Source organism: Sphingobium aquiterrae, from assembly GCF_037154135.1.
Classification (GTDB): Bacteria; Pseudomonadota; Alphaproteobacteria; order Sphingomonadales; family Sphingomonadaceae; genus Sphingobium; species Sphingobium aquiterrae.
Genome location: NZ_JBANFL010000002.1, coordinates 197,802 through 218,032 on the forward strand (window position 1 = coordinate 197,802; position 20,231 = coordinate 218,032).

General features: G+C 67.8%; 22 protein-coding genes and 1 riboswitch. Of the genes, 15 read left to right on the forward strand and 7 right to left on the reverse strand.

Translation table 11 applies throughout. The features are described 5' to 3' along the window. Positions 1-53 precede the first annotated feature (53 nt). Positions 54-875 (forward strand): shikimate 5-dehydrogenase, encoded by an 822-nt coding sequence (locus tag WFP78_RS03170; protein ID WP_336958569.1) that lies wholly within the window; start codon positions 54-56, stop codon positions 873-875. Between the two features lie 19 nt (positions 876-894). Here WFP78_RS03170 and WFP78_RS03175 read toward each other — a convergent pair whose 3' ends face one another. Both WFP78_RS03175 and radC read right to left on the reverse strand, forming a co-directional pair. Beyond that, positions 895-1,197, reverse strand: coding sequence for a hypothetical protein (locus WFP78_RS03175; protein ID WP_336958571.1), 303 nt, complete (start codon positions 1,195-1,197; stop codon positions 895-897). Between the two features lie 121 nt (positions 1,198-1,318). Continuing rightward, complete coding sequence (gene radC / locus WFP78_RS03180; protein WP_336958573.1) at positions 1,319-2,032, reverse strand: RadC family protein; 714 nt, start codon at positions 2,030-2,032, stop codon at positions 1,319-1,321. 118 nt (positions 2,033-2,150) lie between these two features. On the opposite strand from radC, the gene WFP78_RS03185 reads away from it, so the two are divergent. From WFP78_RS03185 to WFP78_RS03235, 11 genes are all read left to right on the forward strand, one after another. Beyond that, positions 2,151-5,384 (forward strand): intermembrane phospholipid transport protein YdbH family protein, encoded by a 3,234-nt coding sequence (locus WFP78_RS03185; RefSeq protein ID WP_336958896.1) that lies wholly within the window; start codon positions 2,151-2,153, stop codon positions 5,382-5,384. Then, complete coding sequence (locus WFP78_RS03190) at positions 5,381-5,569, forward strand: YnbE family lipoprotein (RefSeq protein WP_336958575.1); 189 nt, start codon at positions 5,381-5,383, stop codon at positions 5,567-5,569. The genes WFP78_RS03185 and WFP78_RS03190 overlap by 4 nt, the downstream gene beginning before the upstream one ends. Further along, complete coding sequence (locus WFP78_RS03195; protein ID WP_336958577.1) at positions 5,566-5,982, forward strand: YdbL family probable chaperone protein; 417 nt, start codon at positions 5,566-5,568, stop codon at positions 5,980-5,982. The genes WFP78_RS03190 and WFP78_RS03195 overlap by 4 nt, the downstream gene beginning before the upstream one ends. 183 nt (positions 5,983-6,165) lie before the next feature. Then, on the forward strand, positions 6,166-6,489 hold the full coding sequence (locus tag WFP78_RS03200; RefSeq protein WP_336958579.1) for an AtpZ/AtpI family protein: 324 nt from the start codon (positions 6,166-6,168) through the stop codon (positions 6,487-6,489). Positions 6,490-6,530: 41 nt separating this feature from the next. Continuing rightward, the gene (locus WFP78_RS03205) at positions 6,531-7,316 is read left to right on the forward strand and encodes a F0F1 ATP synthase subunit A (RefSeq protein ID WP_336958581.1); all 786 of its coding nucleotides are present in this window, start codon (positions 6,531-6,533) and stop codon (positions 7,314-7,316) included. A 45-nt stretch (positions 7,317-7,361) separates the two neighbouring features. Then, positions 7,362-7,589 carry a F0F1 ATP synthase subunit C gene (locus WFP78_RS03210; RefSeq protein ID WP_006961951.1) on the forward strand — a complete coding sequence of 76 codons (228 nt, stop codon included), beginning with the start codon at positions 7,362-7,364 and terminating at the stop codon, positions 7,587-7,589. A 64-nt stretch (positions 7,590-7,653) separates the two neighbouring features. Continuing rightward, entirely contained in the window at positions 7,654-8,148 is a 495-nt protein-coding gene (locus WFP78_RS03215) for a F0F1 ATP synthase subunit B family protein (RefSeq protein WP_336958583.1), read from the forward strand. Next, positions 8,141-8,752: a F0F1 ATP synthase subunit B family protein gene (locus tag WFP78_RS03220; protein WP_336958585.1), complete on the forward strand. Its 612-nt coding sequence runs from the start codon at positions 8,141-8,143 to the stop codon at positions 8,750-8,752. Before WFP78_RS03215 ends, WFP78_RS03220 begins: the two co-directional genes overlap by 8 nt. A gap of 112 nt (positions 8,753-8,864) precedes the next feature. Next, entirely contained in the window at positions 8,865-9,164 is a 300-nt protein-coding gene (locus tag WFP78_RS03225; protein WP_336958587.1) for a hypothetical protein, read from the forward strand. A gap of 288 nt (positions 9,165-9,452) precedes the next feature. Continuing rightward, positions 9,453-10,211: a hypothetical protein gene (locus WFP78_RS03230; RefSeq protein ID WP_336958589.1), complete on the forward strand. Its 759-nt coding sequence runs from the start codon at positions 9,453-9,455 to the stop codon at positions 10,209-10,211. Next, the gene (locus WFP78_RS03235; protein WP_336958591.1) at positions 10,208-11,692 is read left to right on the forward strand and encodes a cobyric acid synthase; all 1,485 of its coding nucleotides are present in this window, start codon (positions 10,208-10,210) and stop codon (positions 11,690-11,692) included. Before WFP78_RS03230 ends, WFP78_RS03235 begins: the two co-directional genes overlap by 4 nt. A gap of 14 nt (positions 11,693-11,706) precedes the next feature. On the opposite strand, the gene WFP78_RS03240 is transcribed toward WFP78_RS03235, so the two are convergent. Both WFP78_RS03240 and WFP78_RS03245 read right to left on the reverse strand, forming a co-directional pair. Further along, the gene (locus WFP78_RS03240) at positions 11,707-12,480 is read right to left on the reverse strand and encodes an ABC transporter ATP-binding protein (RefSeq protein ID WP_336958593.1); all 774 of its coding nucleotides are present in this window, start codon (positions 12,478-12,480) and stop codon (positions 11,707-11,709) included. Continuing rightward, on the reverse strand, positions 12,474-13,499 hold the full coding sequence (locus WFP78_RS03245) for a FecCD family ABC transporter permease (protein WP_419722901.1): 1,026 nt from the start codon (positions 13,497-13,499) through the stop codon (positions 12,474-12,476). The genes WFP78_RS03240 and WFP78_RS03245 overlap by 7 nt, the downstream gene beginning before the upstream one ends. 68 nt (positions 13,500-13,567) lie before the next feature. On the opposite strand from WFP78_RS03245, the gene WFP78_RS03250 reads away from it, so the two are divergent. Then, positions 13,568-14,443: an ABC transporter substrate-binding protein gene (locus WFP78_RS03250; RefSeq protein ID WP_419722902.1), complete on the forward strand. Its 876-nt coding sequence runs from the start codon at positions 13,568-13,570 to the stop codon at positions 14,441-14,443. Between the two features lie 71 nt (positions 14,444-14,514). Here the strand turns inward: WFP78_RS03250 and WFP78_RS03255 are convergent, their stop codons facing one another. From WFP78_RS03255 to WFP78_RS03265, 3 genes are all read right to left on the reverse strand, one after another. Next, complete coding sequence (locus WFP78_RS03255; RefSeq protein WP_336958595.1) at positions 14,515-16,461, reverse strand: TonB-dependent receptor plug domain-containing protein; 1,947 nt, start codon at positions 16,459-16,461, stop codon at positions 14,515-14,517. A gap of 185 nt (positions 16,462-16,646) precedes the next feature. After that, a riboswitch (cobalamin riboswitch) is annotated at positions 16,647-16,890 on the reverse strand. 157 nt (positions 16,891-17,047) lie between these two features. Beyond that, positions 17,048-17,500: a pseudoazurin gene (locus WFP78_RS03260; RefSeq protein ID WP_336958597.1), complete on the reverse strand. Its 453-nt coding sequence runs from the start codon at positions 17,498-17,500 to the stop codon at positions 17,048-17,050. 167 nt (positions 17,501-17,667) lie between these two features. After that, positions 17,668-18,219 (reverse strand): rhodanese-like domain-containing protein, encoded by a 552-nt coding sequence (locus WFP78_RS03265; RefSeq protein ID WP_336958599.1) that lies wholly within the window; start codon positions 18,217-18,219, stop codon positions 17,668-17,670. A gap of 145 nt (positions 18,220-18,364) precedes the next feature. Between WFP78_RS03265 and WFP78_RS03270 the strand changes: the two genes are divergently transcribed. After that, on the forward strand, positions 18,365-19,156 hold the full coding sequence (locus tag WFP78_RS03270) for a quinoprotein dehydrogenase-associated SoxYZ-like carrier (RefSeq protein ID WP_336958902.1): 792 nt from the start codon (positions 18,365-18,367) through the stop codon (positions 19,154-19,156). A 95-nt stretch (positions 19,157-19,251) separates the two neighbouring features. Continuing rightward, positions 19,252-20,151: a quinoprotein relay system zinc metallohydrolase 1 gene (locus tag WFP78_RS03275; RefSeq protein WP_336958904.1), complete on the forward strand. Its 900-nt coding sequence runs from the start codon at positions 19,252-19,254 to the stop codon at positions 20,149-20,151. The last annotated feature ends 80 nt before the right edge of the window (positions 20,152-20,231 follow it).

Genomic DNA, 20,231 nt, shown 5'->3' on the forward strand with positions numbered 1-20,231 from the left:
CGCTAGAGCTGTGCCCCGTCCAACCCCCCGCTTAATCAGGAGCACATGCAGGAATGAAGCCCCCCATCGGTCCCGACACCAGGCTGTGCATGTCGCTGGCCGCCCGGCCCGGCACCTTCGGCTCGCGGTTCCACAACTGCCTCTACGACGCGCTGGGGCTGGACTATGTCTACAAGGCATTCACGACGGTGGATCTGGCCGGTGCCATCCACGGCATCCGCGCCCTGAACATCCGGGGATGCGCGGTCTCCATGCCGTTCAAGGAGGATGTGATCCCCTTGCTGGACGAACTGCGCGATTCCGCCGCGGCGATCGACAGCGTCAATACCATCGTCAACGACGACGGCTTCCTGGCGGGCTACAATACCGATTACAGCGCGGTGCGTGCGCTGGTCGAGCCACTGTCGCTGGACCGGGACGTGCCGTTCCTGCTGCGCGGCAGCGGCGGCATGGCGAAGGCGGTCGGCGCGGCGCTGGTCGATTCGGGATTCCGCAACGGCACGGTCGTCGCCCGCAATGTCGACAGGGGCCGCGCGCTGGCGCACAGGTTGGAATGTGGCTGGGCCGCCGACGCGGAAGGGCTGGAGGCGCCCTTCCTCATCAATGTGACGCCGATCGGCATGGCGGGGCCGGACGCGGACGGCCTGCCGTTCGACCGGGCACAGATCGCCGCATGCGCACTGGCGTTCGATGTCGTCGCCAGGCCGGTGGAAACGCCCTTCCTGCGGGCCGCGCGGGCGGCGAACAGGCAGGTGCTGACCGGCGACGAAGTGGCGGTGCTGCAGGCGCTGGAGCAGTTCATCCTCTATACCGGCGTGCGGCCCCATCCGGGGCAGGTGCAGAAGGCCGCGGCCTTTGCGCGGGGAACGGCGTAGCGGGCGGAGCCCCGGCCTTTCACGAATGCGCCTGTCCCCTGCCGGCATGGGCGCTTTCGCATCTGGCGAGGCAGTTCCAGGCATGTGCGAAAACCAGCCCGAATAGGGCGCCCACGGCAAAGGTGATGACGACAAGCAGCGCCGCCGTGCCCATGGCAAAGGGCGCTATCGCATAGTCGAGCCGGACGAAATGCACCCTCAGGACGAAGTCCATGAACGCCTTCGCCACGCCAATGGCGACCAGCGTGGACCACAAGATATGGAACAGGCCGATTACGGTCCCGACGGACAGCGCGGCCCTTGCAGGATTGATGCGACGCATGCGCCTTTCCTCTCGCCGTGCATTATCGCACATGGAGCGTCCCTGCCGCCTTGCGTAATGTTACCTATTAAAGCGATCTGGCGGCGAAAAGGGGCGCTGGCTGCAGGGGGAGGGGCCCCGATCAGATCAGCCCTTGCGCCCGGAAACTGCTGTGCCCGGTCGCGCCGATGATGATGTGGTCGTGAACGACGATGCCCAGGCGCTTGCTCGCGTCTACGATGCTGCGGGTGATCTCTATGTCCGCGCGGCTGGGGGCAGGGTCGCCGGAGGGGTGGTTGTGGACCAGGATCAGGCTGGCGGAGCCCAGGTCGATCGCGCGGCGGATAACTTCGCGGGTGTAGATCGCGGCCTGGTCGATGGAGCCTTCGCTCATCACCTCGTCGCGAATCAGGCGATTGCCGCTGTTGAGGTGCAGCACGCGGACCCGCTCGATCGTCAGATGCGCCATGTCGGCGCGCAGATAGTCGAGCAGCGCCTGCCAGCTGCCGAGCACGGGCTGTTCGCTCACCGGCGCGCGCAGCAGCCGCAGCGCCGCCGCCTGCGCCACCTTGATCGCGGCGATGCTGGTTTCGCCCATGCCGGATACGCGTCCCAACGCCTGCCAGTCGGCGGTCAGCACCCCGCCAATGCCGCCAAACTCGCGGATCAGCGCCTTGGCCAGCGGTTTGGTGTCGCGGCGGGGGATGGCAAGGGCCAGCAGATATTCGATCAGTTCGTGATCGAGCAGCGCATCGCCGCCGCCATGCGCCAGCCGATGGCGCAGCCGTGCCCGGTGGCCGACACCATCGCCGGCCTTCTCGGCCTTGTCCGCCTGTTTTCCCATGTCCCCGCTCATGCTCCTGTCACGGCTATGCGCTGCTATCTGCGCGGGCAAGGATATTTCCACGCGCAAGGACGTTATGCATGCGTTACAGACGCATATGGCGATTGATGAGCCGGGGTTGTTCGCGCGCATGAAGGGTGAAGAAGGGCAAGGCCGTGCCCGTGGCGCGCGCATCGTGCGCTGGACGCTTGGCATCGTGGCTGTGCTGGCGCTGATGCTGCTCGCGCTGTGGACGCAGCGCGCGCCGATCGCGGAAAATTTCATCGCCCGTGAATTGACGACCATGGACGTGCGCGCGCGCTACGACCTGGCCGAGATCGGCGTGCGGACCCAGCGGATCGAGAATATCGTGCTCGGCGACCCCGCCCGCCCCGACCTGACGGCGCGCTGGGTGGAGGTGGATATCGCGCTGGCCGGCCTCAGCCCGCATGTGGCGGCGGTGCGCGCGGGCGGCGTGCGGCTTTACGGATCGTTCAAGGGTGGGCGGCTCTCCTTGGGGGAGCTGGACAAATTTCGTGATCCCACGTCCACCGCGCCCTTCAGCCTGCCCGACATCGCCTTCGCCCTGGAGGATGCGCGGATGCGGCTGGAGACCGATTATGGCCCGGTCGGCATCCGCATGGACGGTAGCGGCAATCCGCGCGCGCGCTTTGCGGGCAAGCTGGCGGCGGTGATGCCGGGCGCCGTCGCATCGGGCTGCGCCCTGACCGAGGGCACCGCCTATCTGGACGTCAGCATCAGCGGTGGCCGCCCGCGCATTGCCGGGCCGGTGCGCGGCGCGGCGCTGGGTTGCCCCGTGCGCGACATCGCGGTCGCGAAGCCGCAGCTGGGCCTTGACGTCACCCTGTCCCCCGGCCTGGATCGCTGGACGGGCAGGCTGGCGCTCGCGGGCAGCGGGGTACAGGCGGCGGGATCGGTGCTGGCGCGGCCGAGCGGGCGGATCAGCTTCGACGGCAGCCGGATGGCCACGCGCGGACAGGTGCGAATCGATGCGCAGGCGCTGTCGGCATACGGCGTGGCCGCGGAACGCTCGACGATCGACGGCGCCTGGTCGGTGGAATCGGGCGCCGGGCAGAAGAAGGACGGCACAAGAGCGCGCTTCGACGGCATGGTCTCGACGCGGACGGCGCATCTTGCCGGGCGCGATCCGCTTGGCGCCCTGCGCGCGGCGATGGCGGGCACGCCGGTCGCGCCGCTGGCGCTGCGGCTGGCCGATGCGGTGAAGGCGCTGGGCGAGGATAATCGGGTGCGCGCCCATGTCTCGCTGATCCAGGATGGCGTGGCCGGCCATGCGAGCGTGAAGAGCCTTGCGCTCGACAGCCGCAGCGGTGCGCGGGTGGCGCTGGGCAATGGCGGGCGCATCGACATGGGCTGGCCGAACGGCCGGCTGGCGCTGAGCGGCGGCATCACCATGGGCGGCGGCGGCTTGCCCCATGGCGCGCTGCGCCTTGCCCAGCGGCCGGGGGGCGGGCTTTCCGGTCAGCTGTTCCTCGATCCCTATGCGGCGGGCTCGGCGCGGCTGGCGGCGAGCCAGGTGCTGTTCAGGGCGATGCCCGATGGCGGCACCCGCTTCGCGACCCGGCTGTCGCTGGACGGGCCGCTGCCGGGCGGCGCGCTGCGCGGGCTCAGCCTGCCGCTGGAGGGCGTGCTCGGCCGGGATGGCGGCATCGCGATCAATCGCGGCTGCACGCCGCTGTCGCTCGCCAGCCTGGACTATGGCGGCTTCGCGCTGGGCAGGACGGCGCTGACGCTGTGCCCCGCGAGCGGGCAGGCGATGCTGGCCTATGGCCCGCGCGGCCTGTCGGGCGGCGGCGCGGTGCGCAATCTCGCGCTGCAGGGGCGCATGGGGCAGAGCCCGTTGCGGCTGGCGGCGGAATCGGCGGCCTTCACGCTTGCGACGCCCGGTTTCACCCTGGCCAATGCCGATCTTGCCATCGGTCCGGCCGATGCGCCCGTCCACCTGACCGCCGCGACGCTGGAAGGCACGGCGGACAAGGGCGGCCTTGCCGGGCGGATGACCGGCGTGGGCGGCAGGATCGGCACCGTGCCGCTCATCATCAGCAAGGGCAGCGGCGACTGGCGCTTTGCCGATGGCGCGCTGGGCGTGCGCGGGGCGATAACCTTATCCGATGCGGAGCAGGTTGACCGGTTCAATCCGCTCCATAGCGGCGACTTCGCCCTCGCCCTGCGGGACGGGCGCATTACCGCGCGGGGCACGCTGACGGAGCCCGGGCGCGGGGCGAAAATCATGCTGGCCGACATCGTGCATGACCTGGGGTCGGGCAAGGGACATGCCGACCTCGACGTGCCGGGCCTGACCTTCGGCCCCGGTCTCCAGCCCGAGGATGTCACGCATCTGGCGCTGGGCGTCGTCGCCAATGCGCATGGCACGGTGACGGGCCATGGCCAGATCCGCTGGACCGGCGACAGGGTAGAAAGCGACGGGCTGTTCAGCACCGACAAGATGGATCTTGCCGCCGCCTTCGGCCCGGTCACGGGATTGAGCGGGCAAATCCGCTTCACGGACCTGATCGGCCTTGTCACCGCGCCGGGGCAGGTGGTGCGCCTCGCCAGCGTCAACCCGGGCATAGAGGTGGCGGACGGCATCGTGCGCTACCGGCTGGAAGCGGGGCAGCATGTGCGGATCGAGGCCGGGGAATGGCCCTTTGCCGGTGGCCGGCTGCTGCTGCTGCCCACGGTCATGGATTTCAGCGCCGATACCGAGCGCTACCTGACCTTCCGGGTCATCGGCCTGGATGCCGGCGCGTTCATCAACACACTGGAGCTGAAGGATATTTCGGCGACCGGCACGTTCGACGGGCTGTTGCCGCTGATCTTCAACGCGCAGGGCGGGCGGATTGCCGGCGGCGTGCTGGCGGCGCGCCAGACGGGGCAGCCGCCGCTGATCCTGCCCGAAGGCGTGCTGCCGACGGTGCCCTGCGACCCGACGGTGCAATCGGGCACGCTGTCCTATGTCGGCGCCGTCTCCAACGAGCAGCTGGGCGCGATGGGGCGGCTGGCCTTCGACGCGCTGAAGAACCTGCAATATAAATGCCTTACCATCCTGATGGACGGCGCGCTGGATGGTGAGCTGGTCAGCAATGTCGTCTTCAACGGCGTCAATCGCGGCCAGATCGGTCCATTGCCCGCCAGCCTGGCCCGCAACTTCATCGGCTTGCCGTTCATCTTCAACATCCGCATTCAGGCGCCCTTCCGCGGCCTGCTGGGCACGGCGCAGTCGTTCATCGATCCCAGCGGCCTCATCCGCAACAGCCTGGGCGACCAATTCCAGGAGAAAATGCGCGAAGGGCTTGCGGTTCAGCCGCCCGAAAGCGAAACTCAATTATCCACGGAGCAGAAATGACACAAAGAATCCTGATCGCGCTCGGCGTTGCCGGCCTGTCCCTTGGAGGATGCATCCAGGTAAAGGCACCCGATCGCCCGATCGAGATCAACCTGAACGTCAAGGTGCAGCAGGAAGTGGTCGTGCGTCTGCAACGCGACGCGCAGACCCTGATCCAGAATAATCCGGAGTTGTTCCCGCAATGACACAGCCATTTTCTTACCGGGCCCTGATGCTTTCCGCCGTCGCGGGGGCCGTGCTGGTCTGCGCCGGTGTCGCATGGACCGGCCCGGCCAGCGCGCAATCGGGCGCCGTCGCCCAGGCGATGGCCGCCGGCACTGTCGGCGAGCAGGCCGACGGTTATCTGGGCGTCGCCGGTTCCGTCTCCGCCGATGTGAAGGCGGAGGTGGACGCGATCAACATCAAGCGCCGCGCCGCCTATACCGATCTCGCCAGCAAGCGCGGCGTCACCGTGTCGGACGTGGCCGCCGCCACCGGATGCCAGACGCTGTCTGGCCGGGTGAAGCAGGGGCAGGTCTATCGCATCGGCGCGGGCGCATGGCAGACCAAGGGCGCGGGGGCGATCGCCTTGCCCCCTTATTGCGCCACAGCGGGCTGATCTCCCTGCCAGCTGCCATGGGAGCCCGGTTTTCCGGGCGATTCCGCACATGTCATACCATAGTCCCAGCATGGTTGACTCAGGGGCCGGTGCTTTCTAAACGGGCCGCGCCTTGACGGGTGCAGCGTCAATCATTCATGGCTCCTTCATATGGTGTTTGCGCGCCCAATGATGGAGGGTGGGATGGCAGATGAGGTGCCCGGGCAGGACCCGGCGGGCGAAGACGCGCGAATTCCGTCTCTGGAAGAGCGGATCGCGCGGGCGGAGCGTGCCGAGGCGGTCAGAACCGGCACGACAGCGAAGGAAGACGGCGGCGAAAGCTACCGACTTGGCAATCGCGTTCTTGCCGAACTGATCGGTGGTCTTGTCGGTGGAGCGGTGATCGGCTGGGTTCTTGACCGGCTGATCGGCACTTCGCCCTGGCTCCTGCTGGTTTTCCTGGCGATGGGGATCGTCGTGGCTTTCAGGAACATCATCCGGATTTCGACGAAGCGTCCTGACCGCTAGGGCGCTTTTGTCATAGGGTTTTTGGTTTTTCAGGGGTGAACGTGGCACAGTCCGGCAAAATCGATCCGATGCACCAGTTTGCGATCGAACCGCTGTTCGGGACGGATCACCTGTCGCTGGGCGGGTTCAACATCGCCTTCACCAACAGCGCGCTCTACATGGTGCTCGCCGCCCTCGTCCTGTGGATCTTCATGCTTGGCGGCATGAAGCGCCAGATGGTGCCCGGCCGCTGGCAGGCTGCCGTGGAAAGCGTGACCGGCTTCATCGACAGCCTGCTGATGTCCAATGTGGGCAAGGGCGGCAAGAAATACGTGCCCTACGTCTTCTCGCTGTTCATGTTCATCCTGTTGGCCAACCTGCTGGGTCTGTTGCCGCTGGGCCTGTTCGGCGTGCATCCCTTCACCTTCACCAGCCATTTCACCGCGACCGGTGTGCTCGCCATCATGAGCTTCGCCATCGTGCTGATCGTCGGCTTCTGGAAGCATGGCTTCCACTTCTTCTCGCTGTTCGTGCCGCATGGCACGCCGCTGCCGATGATCCCGGTCATTTTCCCGATCGAGCTGATCTCCTTCATGGTGCGCCCGTTCAGCCTTGGCCTGCGACTGTTCGTCGCGATGACCGCCGGGCATGTGCTGCTGAAGGTGCTGGCCGGTTTCGTGATCAACAGTTCGAATGCGGGCGTCGGCTATGGCCTGACGGTCGGTTCCGCCAGCTTCATCCTGATGATCGGCATCAGCGCGCTCGAAATGCTCGTCGCCGTGATCCAGGCCTATGTGTTCGCGCTGCTGACCTCGGTCTACATCAACGACGCTGAAAATCTTCACTGAGATTCCTCAACATTTTAGCTAGAGTTTAGAAAAGGAGTTATCGATATGGACGCAGAAGCCGCAAAGCTGCTCGGTGCTGGCCTGGCCGCAATCGGTGCGGGCATCGCCGCCCTGGGTGTGGGCAACGTGTTCAGCGCATTCCTGGAAGGCGCGCTGCGCAATCCGGGTGCCGCCGACGGCCAGCAGGGCCGTCTGTTCATCGGCTTCGCGGCCGCCGAACTTCTGGGTCTGCTGGCGTTCGTCATCGCCATGATCCTGGTCTTCGTCGCCTGACGATCTGAACTGAAATGTCCGGGCGGCAACCCCGCCCGGACATTCTGATACCGGAACGGGTGCAATGCCTCAAATCGCGCAAATCGCCGAAACCTATGCATCCCAGATTTTCTGGCTGCTGTTGACCTTCGGTTTCGTCTTCTTCGTCATCGGCCTGGGCATGGTGCCCAAGGTCCAGGCGACCGTGGAAGCACGCGACGGCAAGATTTCCGGCGATCTGGATGCCGCCAAGGCCGCCTTCGCGCGCGCCGATGAGGCGGAAGCCGAATATCGCACCCGCGAAAACGCAAGCCGCGCCGAAGCGCAGGCGGTGATGGCAAAGGCGAAGGCAGAGGCGGCGAAAGCCTCCGAAGGCCAGGTGTCCGCCGCCGACGCCGTCATCGCGGAAAAGATCGCCGCGGCCGAAGCCCGGATCGCCGCCGCCAGCGCTGCCGCGCTTGCGGAGATCGAGACGGTCGCAACCGAGGCGGCACAGGATATGGTCGCGAAGATTTCCGGCCTCACGGCGCCGGCCGACGCGGCGCGCAATGCAGTAAAGGTGGCTTTGGCCCATGGCTGAGACGGTTGTGAGCAATGGCGGCGACGCCCCCCACCTGAAGCAGGCGATCCACGCCGAGGGTCTGGAGCCGGTCGGCACGGTCGCGCATGAGGGCGTTGCGCCGCATAGCGATCCCAAGGCGCTCGGCATGGATGCGACCGCCTGGGTCAGCCTGGCGATGGCGTTCTTCATCATCATCCTGCTGGTGAAGAAGGTGCCGGCGCTGATCGGCAAGGGGCTGGACGGCAAGATCGCCGCGATCCGCACCCAGTTGGACGAAGCCGCCAAGCTGCGGGCCGAGGCCGAGGTGCTGAAGGGCGAATATGAAAAGAAGCTGGCGGGTGCCGCCGGTGAAGTGGAGGCGATGCGCGCCCGTGCGAGCGAAGACGCCGCCGCGCTGATCGCCGATGCGAAGGACAATGCCGCCGCCCTCGTCGTCCGTCGCCAGAAGATGGCCGAGGACAAGATCGGTGCTGCCGAGCGCGCCGCCGTCGAGGCGATCCGTGCGAAGACGGTGAAGGCCGCGACCAATGCTGCTGCTGTGCTGATCGCGGAAGGGCATGATGCGAAGGCCGACAAGGCGCTGGTGGACAGCGCGATCAAGGGTCTCGGCCCGGTCGCGTGAGCTTTGGCCGATGGCCATGGGCGATCGGCCGATTCGGCAGGGCGTTCCGCTCTGCCGCTTTCCCCCCAGCGGCTTTCCCGGCGGATGGCCACCATGATCATGGCCGCCGATAATGGCTGACGCGCAATCCGGGTTCAATATCGGCTGGGAAATGCTGATGTTCGTCGGCATGCTGGCCAATCCCTTCCTGATCGCGGTGTCCGTGCTGGTCGGCTGGTTTTGCCGCCGCTGGTGGCAGCTCGCACTCGCGCCCGTCTGGTCCGCCGTGGTGACGCTGGTGCTGTGGCCGCTCGTGACGCGCGACAGCGCCGCGATGGACCCGTTTTCCCTGTCGCTGCTCCCGCGCATGATCCTGCCCGCGCTTCTGCTCGCGCTGATCGCTTCCGGGGTGAAGAGGCTGATCGCGCGATAGGGCATTTCCCTGCCAGGTCCATGCATCCGGCGACTCGGGACAATGCGGGCGGCAAGCGATATACAGGGCAGTTGCCGCGGGCCTCCCCAACACGGCGCATGGTGTTTTTGCGGATGACGAGGAACGGTAAGCGCAATGCCGCGCCGTCATTGATCCGATGCCATGCCCGACATTTCCCTCGCCTGCCGCATGTTCGCATGCGCAAATGGGGAACATTCGTCCAAAGACCCCTGCGCCTGCCCATCGACGGCTTGCGGCGGCGCAGCAGCCGTCCTAGGCATTTCGCCAATGTCGCCAGCCCCCTATCGCTCCTTCTCGCAGCCGGACCCGGCGCAGGCTCGACGGCGGACGATCGTGCTGACGCTCACGGTCCTGTTCCATCTGCTGCTGATCGTTCTGCTGCTGCGGCAGGGGCCGTTGGCGCCGCGCCAGGCCGATCCGCGCAACCCCGTCACCTTCACGATGCTGCCCGAGCCCAAGCCCGAGGGCGACCAGACACAGTCGAAGGAGCGCAAGAAGGCCGCCGCCGGCACGAATGCGCCCACGCCCACGAAGGAAGCGCCGCCGCCCACCGCGCCCACGCCGGCGCCGCAAAAGGATGAGCCGACCCCCAATTTCCTGACGCTCACCAGCAAGGATTTTGCCGCCGCCGACATCGGCAGCCTGCAGTCGCATCGCGGCGCCGGATCGGCGGGCGCGGGCAATGGCGGCAGTTCATCCACCTATGGTCCGGGCGAGGGGCCGGGCGGCGTGCAGCTGTTCGAGGCCGAATGGTATCGCAAGCCCACCAATGCGGAGCTGGCGGGCTATCTGCCCCATGATGCGCCGCGCAAGGGTTGGGGGCTCGTCGCCTGCAAGACGGTCGAAAATTACCATGTCGACAATTGCCAGGCGCTGGGCGAGGCGCCGCTGGGTTCCGGCTTTGCGCGCGCGATCCGGCAGGCCGCCTGGCAGTTCCTGGTGCGGCCGCCGCGGGTCGACGGCAAGCCGCAGGTCGGCTCCTGGGTCCGCATCCGCATCGACTATTCCGAAGGATTGGCGGAATGAGCGCTGCCACGGCTCGCCCGATACAGGGCGCGCTGATGCTGCAGGGCACCGGGTCCGATGTCGGCAAATCCGTGCTGGTCGCCGGGCTGTGCCGGGCATTGGCGAATCGCGGCCTGTCTGTCCTGCCGTTCAAGCCGCAGAATATGTCGAACAACGCCGCCGTGACGCAGGATGGTGGTGAAATCGGCCGGGCGCAGGCGCTGCAGGCGATCGCCGCGCGCGTGCCGCTGCATACGGACATGAACCCGGTGCTGCTGAAGCCGCAGGCCGATCACACATCGCAGCTGGTCGTCCATGGCCAGGTGCGCGGCACGCTGGGCGGCGCGAATTTCAAGGAAGCGCGACGCGGCCTGCTGCCGCAGGTGATGGAAAGCTATGCCCGGCTGCGCGCGCGCTGCGATATCGTGGTGGTCGAGGGGGCGGGATCGCCGGCGGAGATCAACCTGCGCGCGGGCGACATCGCGAATATGGGCTTTGCCCGCGCGGCGCAGGTGCCGGTGGTGCTGGTGGGCGACATCGACCGGGGCGGGGTGATCGCCGCCATCGTCGGCACCAGGGCGGTGATCGATCCCGACGATGCCGCGATGATCCACGGCTTCCTCATCAACAAGTTCCGGGGCACGCTGTCGCTCTTCATCGACGGTTATGAGGCGATTGTCGCGCGGTCGGGCTGGCGCGGCTATGGCGTGGTGCCATGGCTGCCCGCGACTGTGCGCCTGCCCAGCGAGGATGCCGTGGTGCTGGAAAAAAATGCCCCCCGCCATGACGGAGCGCTGCGCATCGCCTGCCCCATCCTGCCGCGCATCGCCAATTTCGACGATCTCGATCCGCTGAAGATCGAACCGGGCGTCGAGCTGCTGATGGTGCCGCCGGGCCAGCCCATTCCCGCCGATGCCGCGCTCATCATCCTGCCCGGATCGAAGGCGACCATCGCCGATCTTGCCGCCGTGCGCGCGCAGGGGTGGGATATCGACACCCTCGCGCATCATCGCCGGGGCGGGGCGATCCTTGGCCTGTGCGGCGGCTATCAGATGCTGGGGCGCCGGATCGCCGATCCGCATGGGATCGAAGGGCCGGCGGGCGCGGTGGCGGGGCTGGGCCTGCTGGACGTCGAGACCGTCCTGACGCCGGACAAGGCGCTGCGGCATGTCAGCGGCATGGCGCTGGGCGCGCCGCTGGACGGCTATGAAATGCATGTCGGGGAGACGACGGGCGCGGATATGGCCCGCCCCTTTGCCCGGCTGGACGATGGCCGGGCCGAGGGCGCAGTCAGCGCCGACGGGCTGGTGATGGGCACCTATCTCCACGGCCTGCTCGCGGACCCGGCCCAGCGGCGGGCGTTGCTTGCGCTCCTCGGGACCGAGGGCGGCGGGCGCGACTATCATGCATCGGTGGATGCGGCGCTGGACGAGATCGCCGCGGCGCTGGAGGCGCATGTCGATATCGACGGGCTCATCGCTCTTGCGCAGCGGGCCGCCTGAAGTCGGATACTAACCTAACAGCGCCGCACGGGCGTAATCACCGGCGCCGGGCCGCTGTTGTCGATCAGCACCTCGACGCCATAGACCTGGCGCAGCCGGTCGACGGTCAGCACGTCCATCGGCGCGCCGTCCGCCACCAGCCGCCCGCCGTCGATCAGCAGCAGCCGGTCGCAATAGCGCGCAGCCATGCTGAGGTCGTGAAGCACCGCCACCACCAGCGCGCCCTGCGCGGCCTCGCTTTGCAGCAGGGTCATGACCTCGATCTGATGGCCAAGGTCGAGCGCGGCGAGGGGTTCGTCCACCAGCAGCGCGGGCGCGCCGACGGCGAGGGCGCGGGCCATCATCACCCTTGCCCGCTCGCCGCCCGACAATTCGGTGGCGACGCGGTGGCGCAGCGCCAGCACATCGGCGCGGGCCATCGCATCCTCGATGGCGGCGAGATCGGCGGCGGACAGCCGCTGCATCGGCGCCATATGCGGCAGGCGGCCAAGCGCGACCAGACGTTCCACCGTCAGCGGCCAGTGCAGCGTCTGCCCCTGCGGCAGATAGGCGGTCTGGCGTGCCATCTGCCTGCGCGGCAGGCGGGCGACGGGAATGCCGTCGATGGCGATTTCTCCTCCGGCGAGCGGCAGCAGGCCCAGCATGGCGCGCATCAATGTGGACTTGCCCGCGCCATTGGGGCCGACGATGCCGATCAGCGCGCCGGGCGCCAGCGTCGCCTCCACATCCTGCACCGCGCGCCGACGGCCGAGCGAGACGGAGACCGAGGAGAGGGTGAACGTCACCATAGCCGCCGCGCCCGCATCAGATGGACAAGGAAGATGGGCACGCCCAGAAAGGCGGTGACGACACCCAGCTTCAGCTCGCTGGTCATGGGGATCAGACGCACGCCGATATCGGCCAGCACCAGCAGCACCGCGCCCGCCAGCGCAGAGGGGAGCAGCAGGGCCGAGGGCGATCGGTCGGTGAGCGGGCGGATCAGATGCGGTACGATCAGGCCGACGAAACCGATGGCGCCCGACACCGCCACCGCGCCGCCGACGCCGATCGCGACACCGAGCAGCAGGCGCAACTGGGTGCGGCGCAGGTCCACCCCCAGCGCCTGCGCGCCATCCTCCCCCAGGGTCAGCGCATCGAGCGCGCGGCCGTCCACCAGCAACAGCGCGCCGCCCACAAGGATGCAGGGCAGCGCCAGCCAGACATGATCGAAGGATCGGTTCTCCAGCGACCCCATCAGCCAGGTCATGATCTCCATCGCGGCAAAGGGATTGGGCGACAGGTTGAGCGCCAGGCTGATCCCCGCGCCCGAAAGCATGGCGATGGCGATGCCGGCGAGGATCAGCGTCAGCGGGCTTTCCGTCTCGCCGCCGCCCAGCGTGAACAGCAGGATGAGCGCGACCAGCCCGCCGGCGATGGCCATGGCGGGCAGGACCAGCGGATGCAGCGCCGCCAGCCCGAAATAGAGCGCGATCACCGCGCCCAGAGAAGAGGCATTGGCCGCGCCCAGCACGGAAGGTTCGGCAAGCGGATTGCGCAGATAGCCCTGCAGCGCCGCGCCGGAGAGACCCAGGATCGCGCCGACCGCAAGGCCCAGGATGGTGCGCGGCACCCGCAGGTCGAACAGGATGGCGGTCGCGGTCGCATCGCCATGGCCGGCGAGCGCGGCGATCAGCCGGCCGGGCGCGATCGGCACCGCGCCAAAGGCGAGGGAAGCAAGGCCGCTCAGGACCAGCAGCGCGGCGAGCGCGAAGATCAGCGTGGGTCGCCGTGGCGGGCACAGGCGCGGGCCGTTCCGGGGGGCGGTCATGGCCGCATGCCCCCATGGCCCGAGGCGGGCTTGCCTGATCCGCTATGTCGGTTAAGGACGGTGCCCATATGCGCCATGCCCGCCCCTTTGCCAGACCTCTTGCCCGTCTCGCCCTGTCCGGCGCGTTGCTGCTGGCCGGGGGCATGGCGCTTGCGGCTGCTCTGCCGGGGCGCGGGAAGGCGCCGGTGCGGCCGCAGCGCATCGTCTCGGTCAACCTGTGCGCCGATCAATATCTGCTGGAACTGGCCGATCCCGGGCAGATCGCCGGCGTCACCCGCAATGCGCCCGATCCGGAAATGTCCGCCGCCGCGGGCAAGACGCGGGGCATCCATATCATGCGTCAGTCGGCCGAGGAGGTGCTGGCGATCGACCCCGATCTGGTGATCGGCTTCATCGCCCGGCGTGGGCTGGGCGGGGCGATTGCGGACCGCGACTATCCTGTGCTGGAGCTGGACAGCGCCAATGATTACCCGGCCATCGTGCGCCAGATCCGCATCGTGGCGAAGGCGGTGGGCCATCCCGAGCGGGGCGAGGCGATGATCGCCCGGATGGATCGCGAATTGGCGGCGCTGCCAAGGGTCGGCGGCGGCAAGGTCGCGGCCTATTATCAGCGGCGCGGCTATATGACCGGCACGGGTACGCTGGTCGATGACCTGATGACGCGGGTGGGCCTGATCAATCTGGCGGGCAGGCTGGGCAAGCCGCCGTTGTCGCAACTGTCGCTGGAAGAGATGATCGCGGCCCGCCCCGACTATCTGGTCGTCGAGAGCGCGACCGACCGCGTGGCCGATCAGGGGACGGAGATGCTGCACCACCCGATCCTGAAGGACATTCCCCGCCTGCGCGTGCCGGAGGCGTGGACGGTGTGCGGCGGCCCGGCCTATGTCCGCGCCGCTCGCACCCTCACCGATCAGCTGCGCGCGATACGCCGCCCAAATCGCTGAGCGCATGAGGACGCGCGGCGGGGCACCGGCCGGGCGCCGCACGCCGCTCCGTCCCCCGCCGCCGGTCCGCATCAGAAGCCGACCTTCACGCCGCCATAGGCCGCGCGGCCGGCGGAGACATAGCTGAACACCTCTTCATAGCGCTCATCGGTCAGGTTCTCGACCCGGCCATAGATCGCGACGCCGGGCCGCAGCTTATATTCGGCGTTGATGTTCACCAGCGCATAATCCTTCAGCGCCATCCTGACCGGCACATAGCTGGGATCGATATAGGCATCGTCCTGCTGCCGGCCGTTGTAGCGCAGGGTGAGCGTGCCCGAAAAGCGCTCGTCGGTGCTGAACACGGTCGCGTTGAAGCTCGCCACATGCCCGGGCCGCCGCACCTCGACAACGCCATCCTCGCGGGCCTTGAGATAGGTGTAGGCTGCGTCGAGGCGCAGTTGCCTGATGGGCCGCGCGCTGGCGAAGACCTCCAGCCCATGCTGCTTCGATGTCGTCGTGCGGTTGCCTGGCGTCGCCACGAAATCCGGTGCGGGGTAGGTGGTGTAGATCTCATCCTTCAGCCGGCTGTCGAACCAGGTGGCGCCGATGGTCGCCGCGCCATCGCCCAGGCTCTGCTCGATGCCCGCTTCCCAGCCTTCGGACTTTTCCGGCTTCAGGTTCGGGTTGCCGATATAGCGGCCCGCATCATAGCTGAAGAGTTCGAAATAGCCGGGGTTCTTGACGCCCGTGCCATAGGCGGCGCGGATGCGCGTGCCGGTTTCGAAGCGATAGCTGCCCTGCACCCGCCATGTCGTCGTATCGGCGAAGCGGTTGTTGAAATCATGGCGGACAGAGGCGCCCAGCGCCAGCGCGTCGCCGGCGTTCAGCTCATATTGGCCGACCAGCCCGACATTGTCGGTATGCCGCTTGCCGCCGAAGGAGAAGGGGGAGGCGACGCTGTTCTGGAACTGCTCGCGCTCCACGTCGACGGCGGCGGTCAGCCTGTGGGACAGAGCTTCGTCGCCCAGCTTCAGGCTGCTGGTGAAGGAGCCCTTCAGCCGCTGGCCCTTGTCGCCATAATCGATGCCGAAGGGGGAGTAACCGGTGCGCTTCGTGTCGGCGATCTGGCCCGACAGGGTGCTGACCCAGCGCCCGTCGAGCGCGGTGAACTCGCCGCTCAGCAGGCCGTAAAAGGCGCGGTTCTTCACATGGACGCCGGGGCTGTCGATGACATAGCCGAAGGTCGGGCTGCTCGTGTCGATGTCCGTATTGTTGTTGTCCGCGTCGGTATAGCTATAGCGGGCGACGCCGGTCAGCTTGAAGCTGTCGGTGGGCGTCCAGATGAGCTTGCCGCTGGCGCCGATATTGTCCGACCCGGTATCGCGCTGGCCGCCGCGCGCCGTCGCATAGCCGTCCGTATGATAATAGGAGGCCGACAGCGCATAATCGAGCGTGCCCGATACGCCCGCCGCGCGCGCGCCGCCGCTGAAGGTGCCGAGGGAGCCGCCCTCCGCGCGCAGGCTGTAGCCGGGTGCTTCCGTGCCCGTAAGCGTCATATAATGGATAACGCCACCGATCGCATCCGACCCATAGAGCGAGGATTGCTGGCCGCGCAGCACCTCTATGCGCGCCTGCGGATCGGCGATCAGCGTGCCGAAATCATATTCGCCCTGATAGGGGTCCGCCACCTCGATGCCGTCGATCAGCACGAGGACGTGATTGCCCTCCGTGCCGCGGATGCGCACCTGCGTCAGGTTGCCGATGCCGCCGACGCGGTTGACCGCGACGCCCGGCACATCGCGCAGGATGTCGGAGACGATGCGGGTCTGGCGCTGGTCCAGCGTCGCGCTGTCCAGCACCGTCACGGACGCGCCGAGCCGGTCGACGGGCACGCCCTCGCCGGAGCGCGATGCGGTGACGACGATGGCTGCGCCATCCGCCGTGTCGAGGTCGCCCGGAACGGGCCGGGTCTGCGCATGGAGCGGCATCGCTGTGATCGCGGCCAGCGCGCAGGTGGAAAGGAAAAGGCTCTTCATCGTCATTGCCCCCGGCGCCTGAGCATGAAAGGCGGAGGCGTGCCGTTTGCCTTGAGCGAACGGTCGGCGCGTTGCGGGCGGACGGGCACCTTGTCGCCGCCGGCGTTGCGCCGATGCGGCCTCCACCGCATCGTTCGTCGCTCAGACGGAGAACACCGTGCCTCGACCATCCCCTGGACCCAGGCAAGAGCGACCAAGCGCCGGCAGGTCTCCTGGCTCGCGGGTCACGGCACGATGCACACCTTCCCATGCCGGCGCGCATCGGCGCCGGCCCAGTGGTCGCCCGTCATCCCCGAAGGGGCGCAGGACAAGTGCATCGCGCTCGCCGCTTACAGTTGCAGGGACAGCCGCGGATTTGGATGGCAAGCCACCCGCACCGCATTCCCTCTTAGGCCCCTTGGCAGGGGCACCGGCGCGATCAGTCGGGAAACGGGTGAAACCCGCTGCCCGCGGCGGGCCATAGGGCAAAGGACGGGCGCTGCCAATCCCGTGCCCGCCAAACGGAAGCAGGCCCGCATCGGGGGGATGCGGACCTGCGGCGATTTCAGCGCTGCGATGGGTGGGCGCTTGTTTGAGCTTTGAGTGCCTATTTGACCTTGGCGAGATAGGCCGTCATCCGCTTGGCGGCGAAGGGCGCCAGCTTCACGGCCTTGGCCGCTGCGATGTCCGCCGGGGTCGGCTTGCCGACCTGGACCAGCGCCACCATGCCCATGGAATAATGCGGCATGCACTTGATGCCGTAGAGGCCGGGCTTGGTGACGACCATCGACGCTTCCTTGTTCATCGCGCCCTTCATCGGCGTGGCGCCGGCGGGCAGCATGGTGGGAATGGTCTCTGCATTATGGCTGGGATTGGTGGGGTTGAAGACGATCCGGTCGCCGACCGCGGCCTTGATGAAAGACGGTTCGAACACCATCGCGCCCTCTGGGCCCTGGTTCTTCATGTGGACGACGATGTCCTTGGCCAGCGCCGGGGTGGCAGCCAGGGAAAAGGCGATGGCGAGGATGGGGGCAGCAAGGGCAGCCGAACGACGAAACATGGTCTTCTCTCCCGATTCGATTCCTGGTTACGACATTTTTCGTTACGATATTCTCTTGGGCGGCGACATGGACATCCGGCCATGCCTATGGCTGCTGGAGGGATGAAAGAACTGCCGGAAGGCGGCAATTGTCCTTTGGTGCAAGGCGGATAGAGGCGGGCGGCGATTCAGCGTTCGGGTATCGCGGGCGTCAGCGCAAGGCCCAGGTCGGCCCATCCGTCCGATCCCTCGGCCATCCACCAGACCCGGCTATAGCCCATGGCGCGCAGCCGCTTCGCCGCGTTCCAGCTCATCCAGCAATCGGCAAGGCAGAAGGTGACGATCATCCGGTCTCGCCGCCCGCGCGACAGGCGGGCGATGCCTTTGGCAAACCATGTCGCGATGTCCGGCGCGGGCACGCCGCGGCCGGCTTCGGGAAACCAGTGGGCGCCGGGGATGGTGGCGCGGGCGCGCGCCAGCCGCCAGCGTCCGTCCGCCTCGCGGTGGCCGCCTTCGGCCGGGGTGACATCGATGAACAACGCGTCCCTGTCCGGCCGCAGCATGGCGGCGGCGTTCGGCGCGATGCGGCCGACGCCGTCGGGCGGGCGGATGACGGGCGCGCGATAATGGGCGATGCGATAGCCGTCCGGGTCGAACAGCGGTTCGCCATCCTGCGCCTGCCCCGCCGTTGCCGCGCACAGCGACAGCAGTGTCGCTGCGATCCATGCCCATGCCCGCATCCTGTCCCCCTCCCTGCTGGCCGATGCTTCGGCCCAAGGTCCTATGCCAAGGTCCTATGCCAAGGTCCTATGGTAGCCGATCCTGCGCCGGTGTAGACCCGGCAATAGGGAGAAGGATGTGGCAAAAGGCCAACGCCTTGCATGGATGATCGCCATGGTCGCGGTACTGGGCGGTGCCATGCCCGCGCGTGCGGGCGCCCCTTATCCGGCCGATCCGCTGGGATCGCCGATGTGGCAGGCCCATGCCCGCACGCTCTTCGGCGACGATCCGGTGCGGTTCGATCCGCGCGTGCGGGTGCTCTATCCCGAGATTGCGGAGAACCAGCGCAGCTTTCCCGTCGCCATCGACGCGCGCGGCATCGCCGATGTGAAGCGCATCGTGCTGCTGGTCGACCTCAACCCCATTCCCATCGCGATAGATTACCGCCCCGTGGCGGCGGCGCCCTATGTCGCGACCCGGATCAAGCTGGACCAGCGCACGCCGGTGCGCGGCGCGGTGCAGCTCAGGAGCGGCGCATGGCTGGTGTCGGGCGGCTGGGTGGATGCGGCGGGCGGCGGTTGCTCGACCCCGCCGGTCAGCCGGGTCAAGGGCGACTGGGCGCAGCATCTGGGGGAGATCAGGGGCGAGGCATGGCCGGTGGGCGAAACGCAAAGCCGCCTGCGCGTCAGCTTTCGTCATCCGATGGATACGGGGCTGGTCGACAATATCGCCACCTATCATCTCGAAACCCTGCGCGTGGCCAATGCGGCGGGCAGGACGCTGGGCGACATGGAGATCTGGGCTGCGGTGGCGGAGGACCCGGCGCTCACGCTGATGCTGGACGCGGCGGCGGGGGAGAGCCTGACGGTCGATGCGCGCGACACCAATGGGCGGGACTATCATGCCGTGATCGGCGTGGCGAAGCAGTCGCCCGGCCTGCTGGCGGCGCAGCGCTGATGCCGACGCGCCGCCCGCTGCCCACGCGACGGCCAGTGCCCACACGACGGACGCTGCTGGGCGGCGGCATCGCGGCGGCGTTCGCCGCCGTCGCCATGCCCGGCAGGGTGCTGGCCGCGCAGGAATACAGCATTGCCCCGGTCAAGGTCGCCGATGGCATCTGGATGGTCCATGGCGCGGATGAACCGATCCTGCCGGCCAATGGCGGCGCCATTGCGAACATCGCGATCATCGACACGCCCGCCGGCACGCTGCTGTGCGATTGCGGGCCGTCCGTCCGCTATGCCCGCGCGCTCAGAGGCGTGGCGGAAGCGTTGACGGGGAAGCCGGTGATCCGCGTCTATGTGACGCATCTCCACCCCGATCATGGGCTTGGCATTGCCGCGTTCGATCCGGCGATCGTCGCGGCGCTGCCCGGCACCATCGCGGATATCGGCCGCGACGGGCGCGGTTTTTCCGATGCCATGTACCGCATGCTGAACGACTGGATGCGCGGCACGGACCTGGTGCTGCCGGGCCGGCGGATCGAGAGCGACGGCGAGGATTTCGGCGGACGGCGGCTGAAGCTGCTGGCGCTTTCCGGCCACAGCGCGGCCGACCTGGCGTTGCTGGATGAGCGCACCGGCCTGCTGATCGGCGGCGACCTTTTGTTCCATGATCGCGCGCCCAGCACGCCGACCGCCAATCTGGAGGCATGGCGCACGAGCCTTGCCACGCTCAGGGCATTGCCGCATCGGGGCGCCATTCCGGGGCATGGGCCGTTCGATCCCGACGGCGGGCAGGCGATCGCGCAGACGCTGGACTGGATCGACTGGCTGGAAGCGACGCTGAGCGAAGCGGTCCGTTCCGGGCTCGACATGGTGGAGGCGGGGAACCTGCCGATCCCCGATCGCTTCGCGCATATGGCAGCGGCGCGTTATGAGCTGCAGCGCAGCGTTTCCCACCTTTATCCGGGGCTGGAAGACCGGCTGCTGCCGCGCGTCGATCGGCCCTGAATATTCTGGCCCTGAACATTTCAGCCCTGAACATTTTGCAAAAGGGCGGCGCGGCCGGGTCGCTGCCCCCGGCCGCGCCG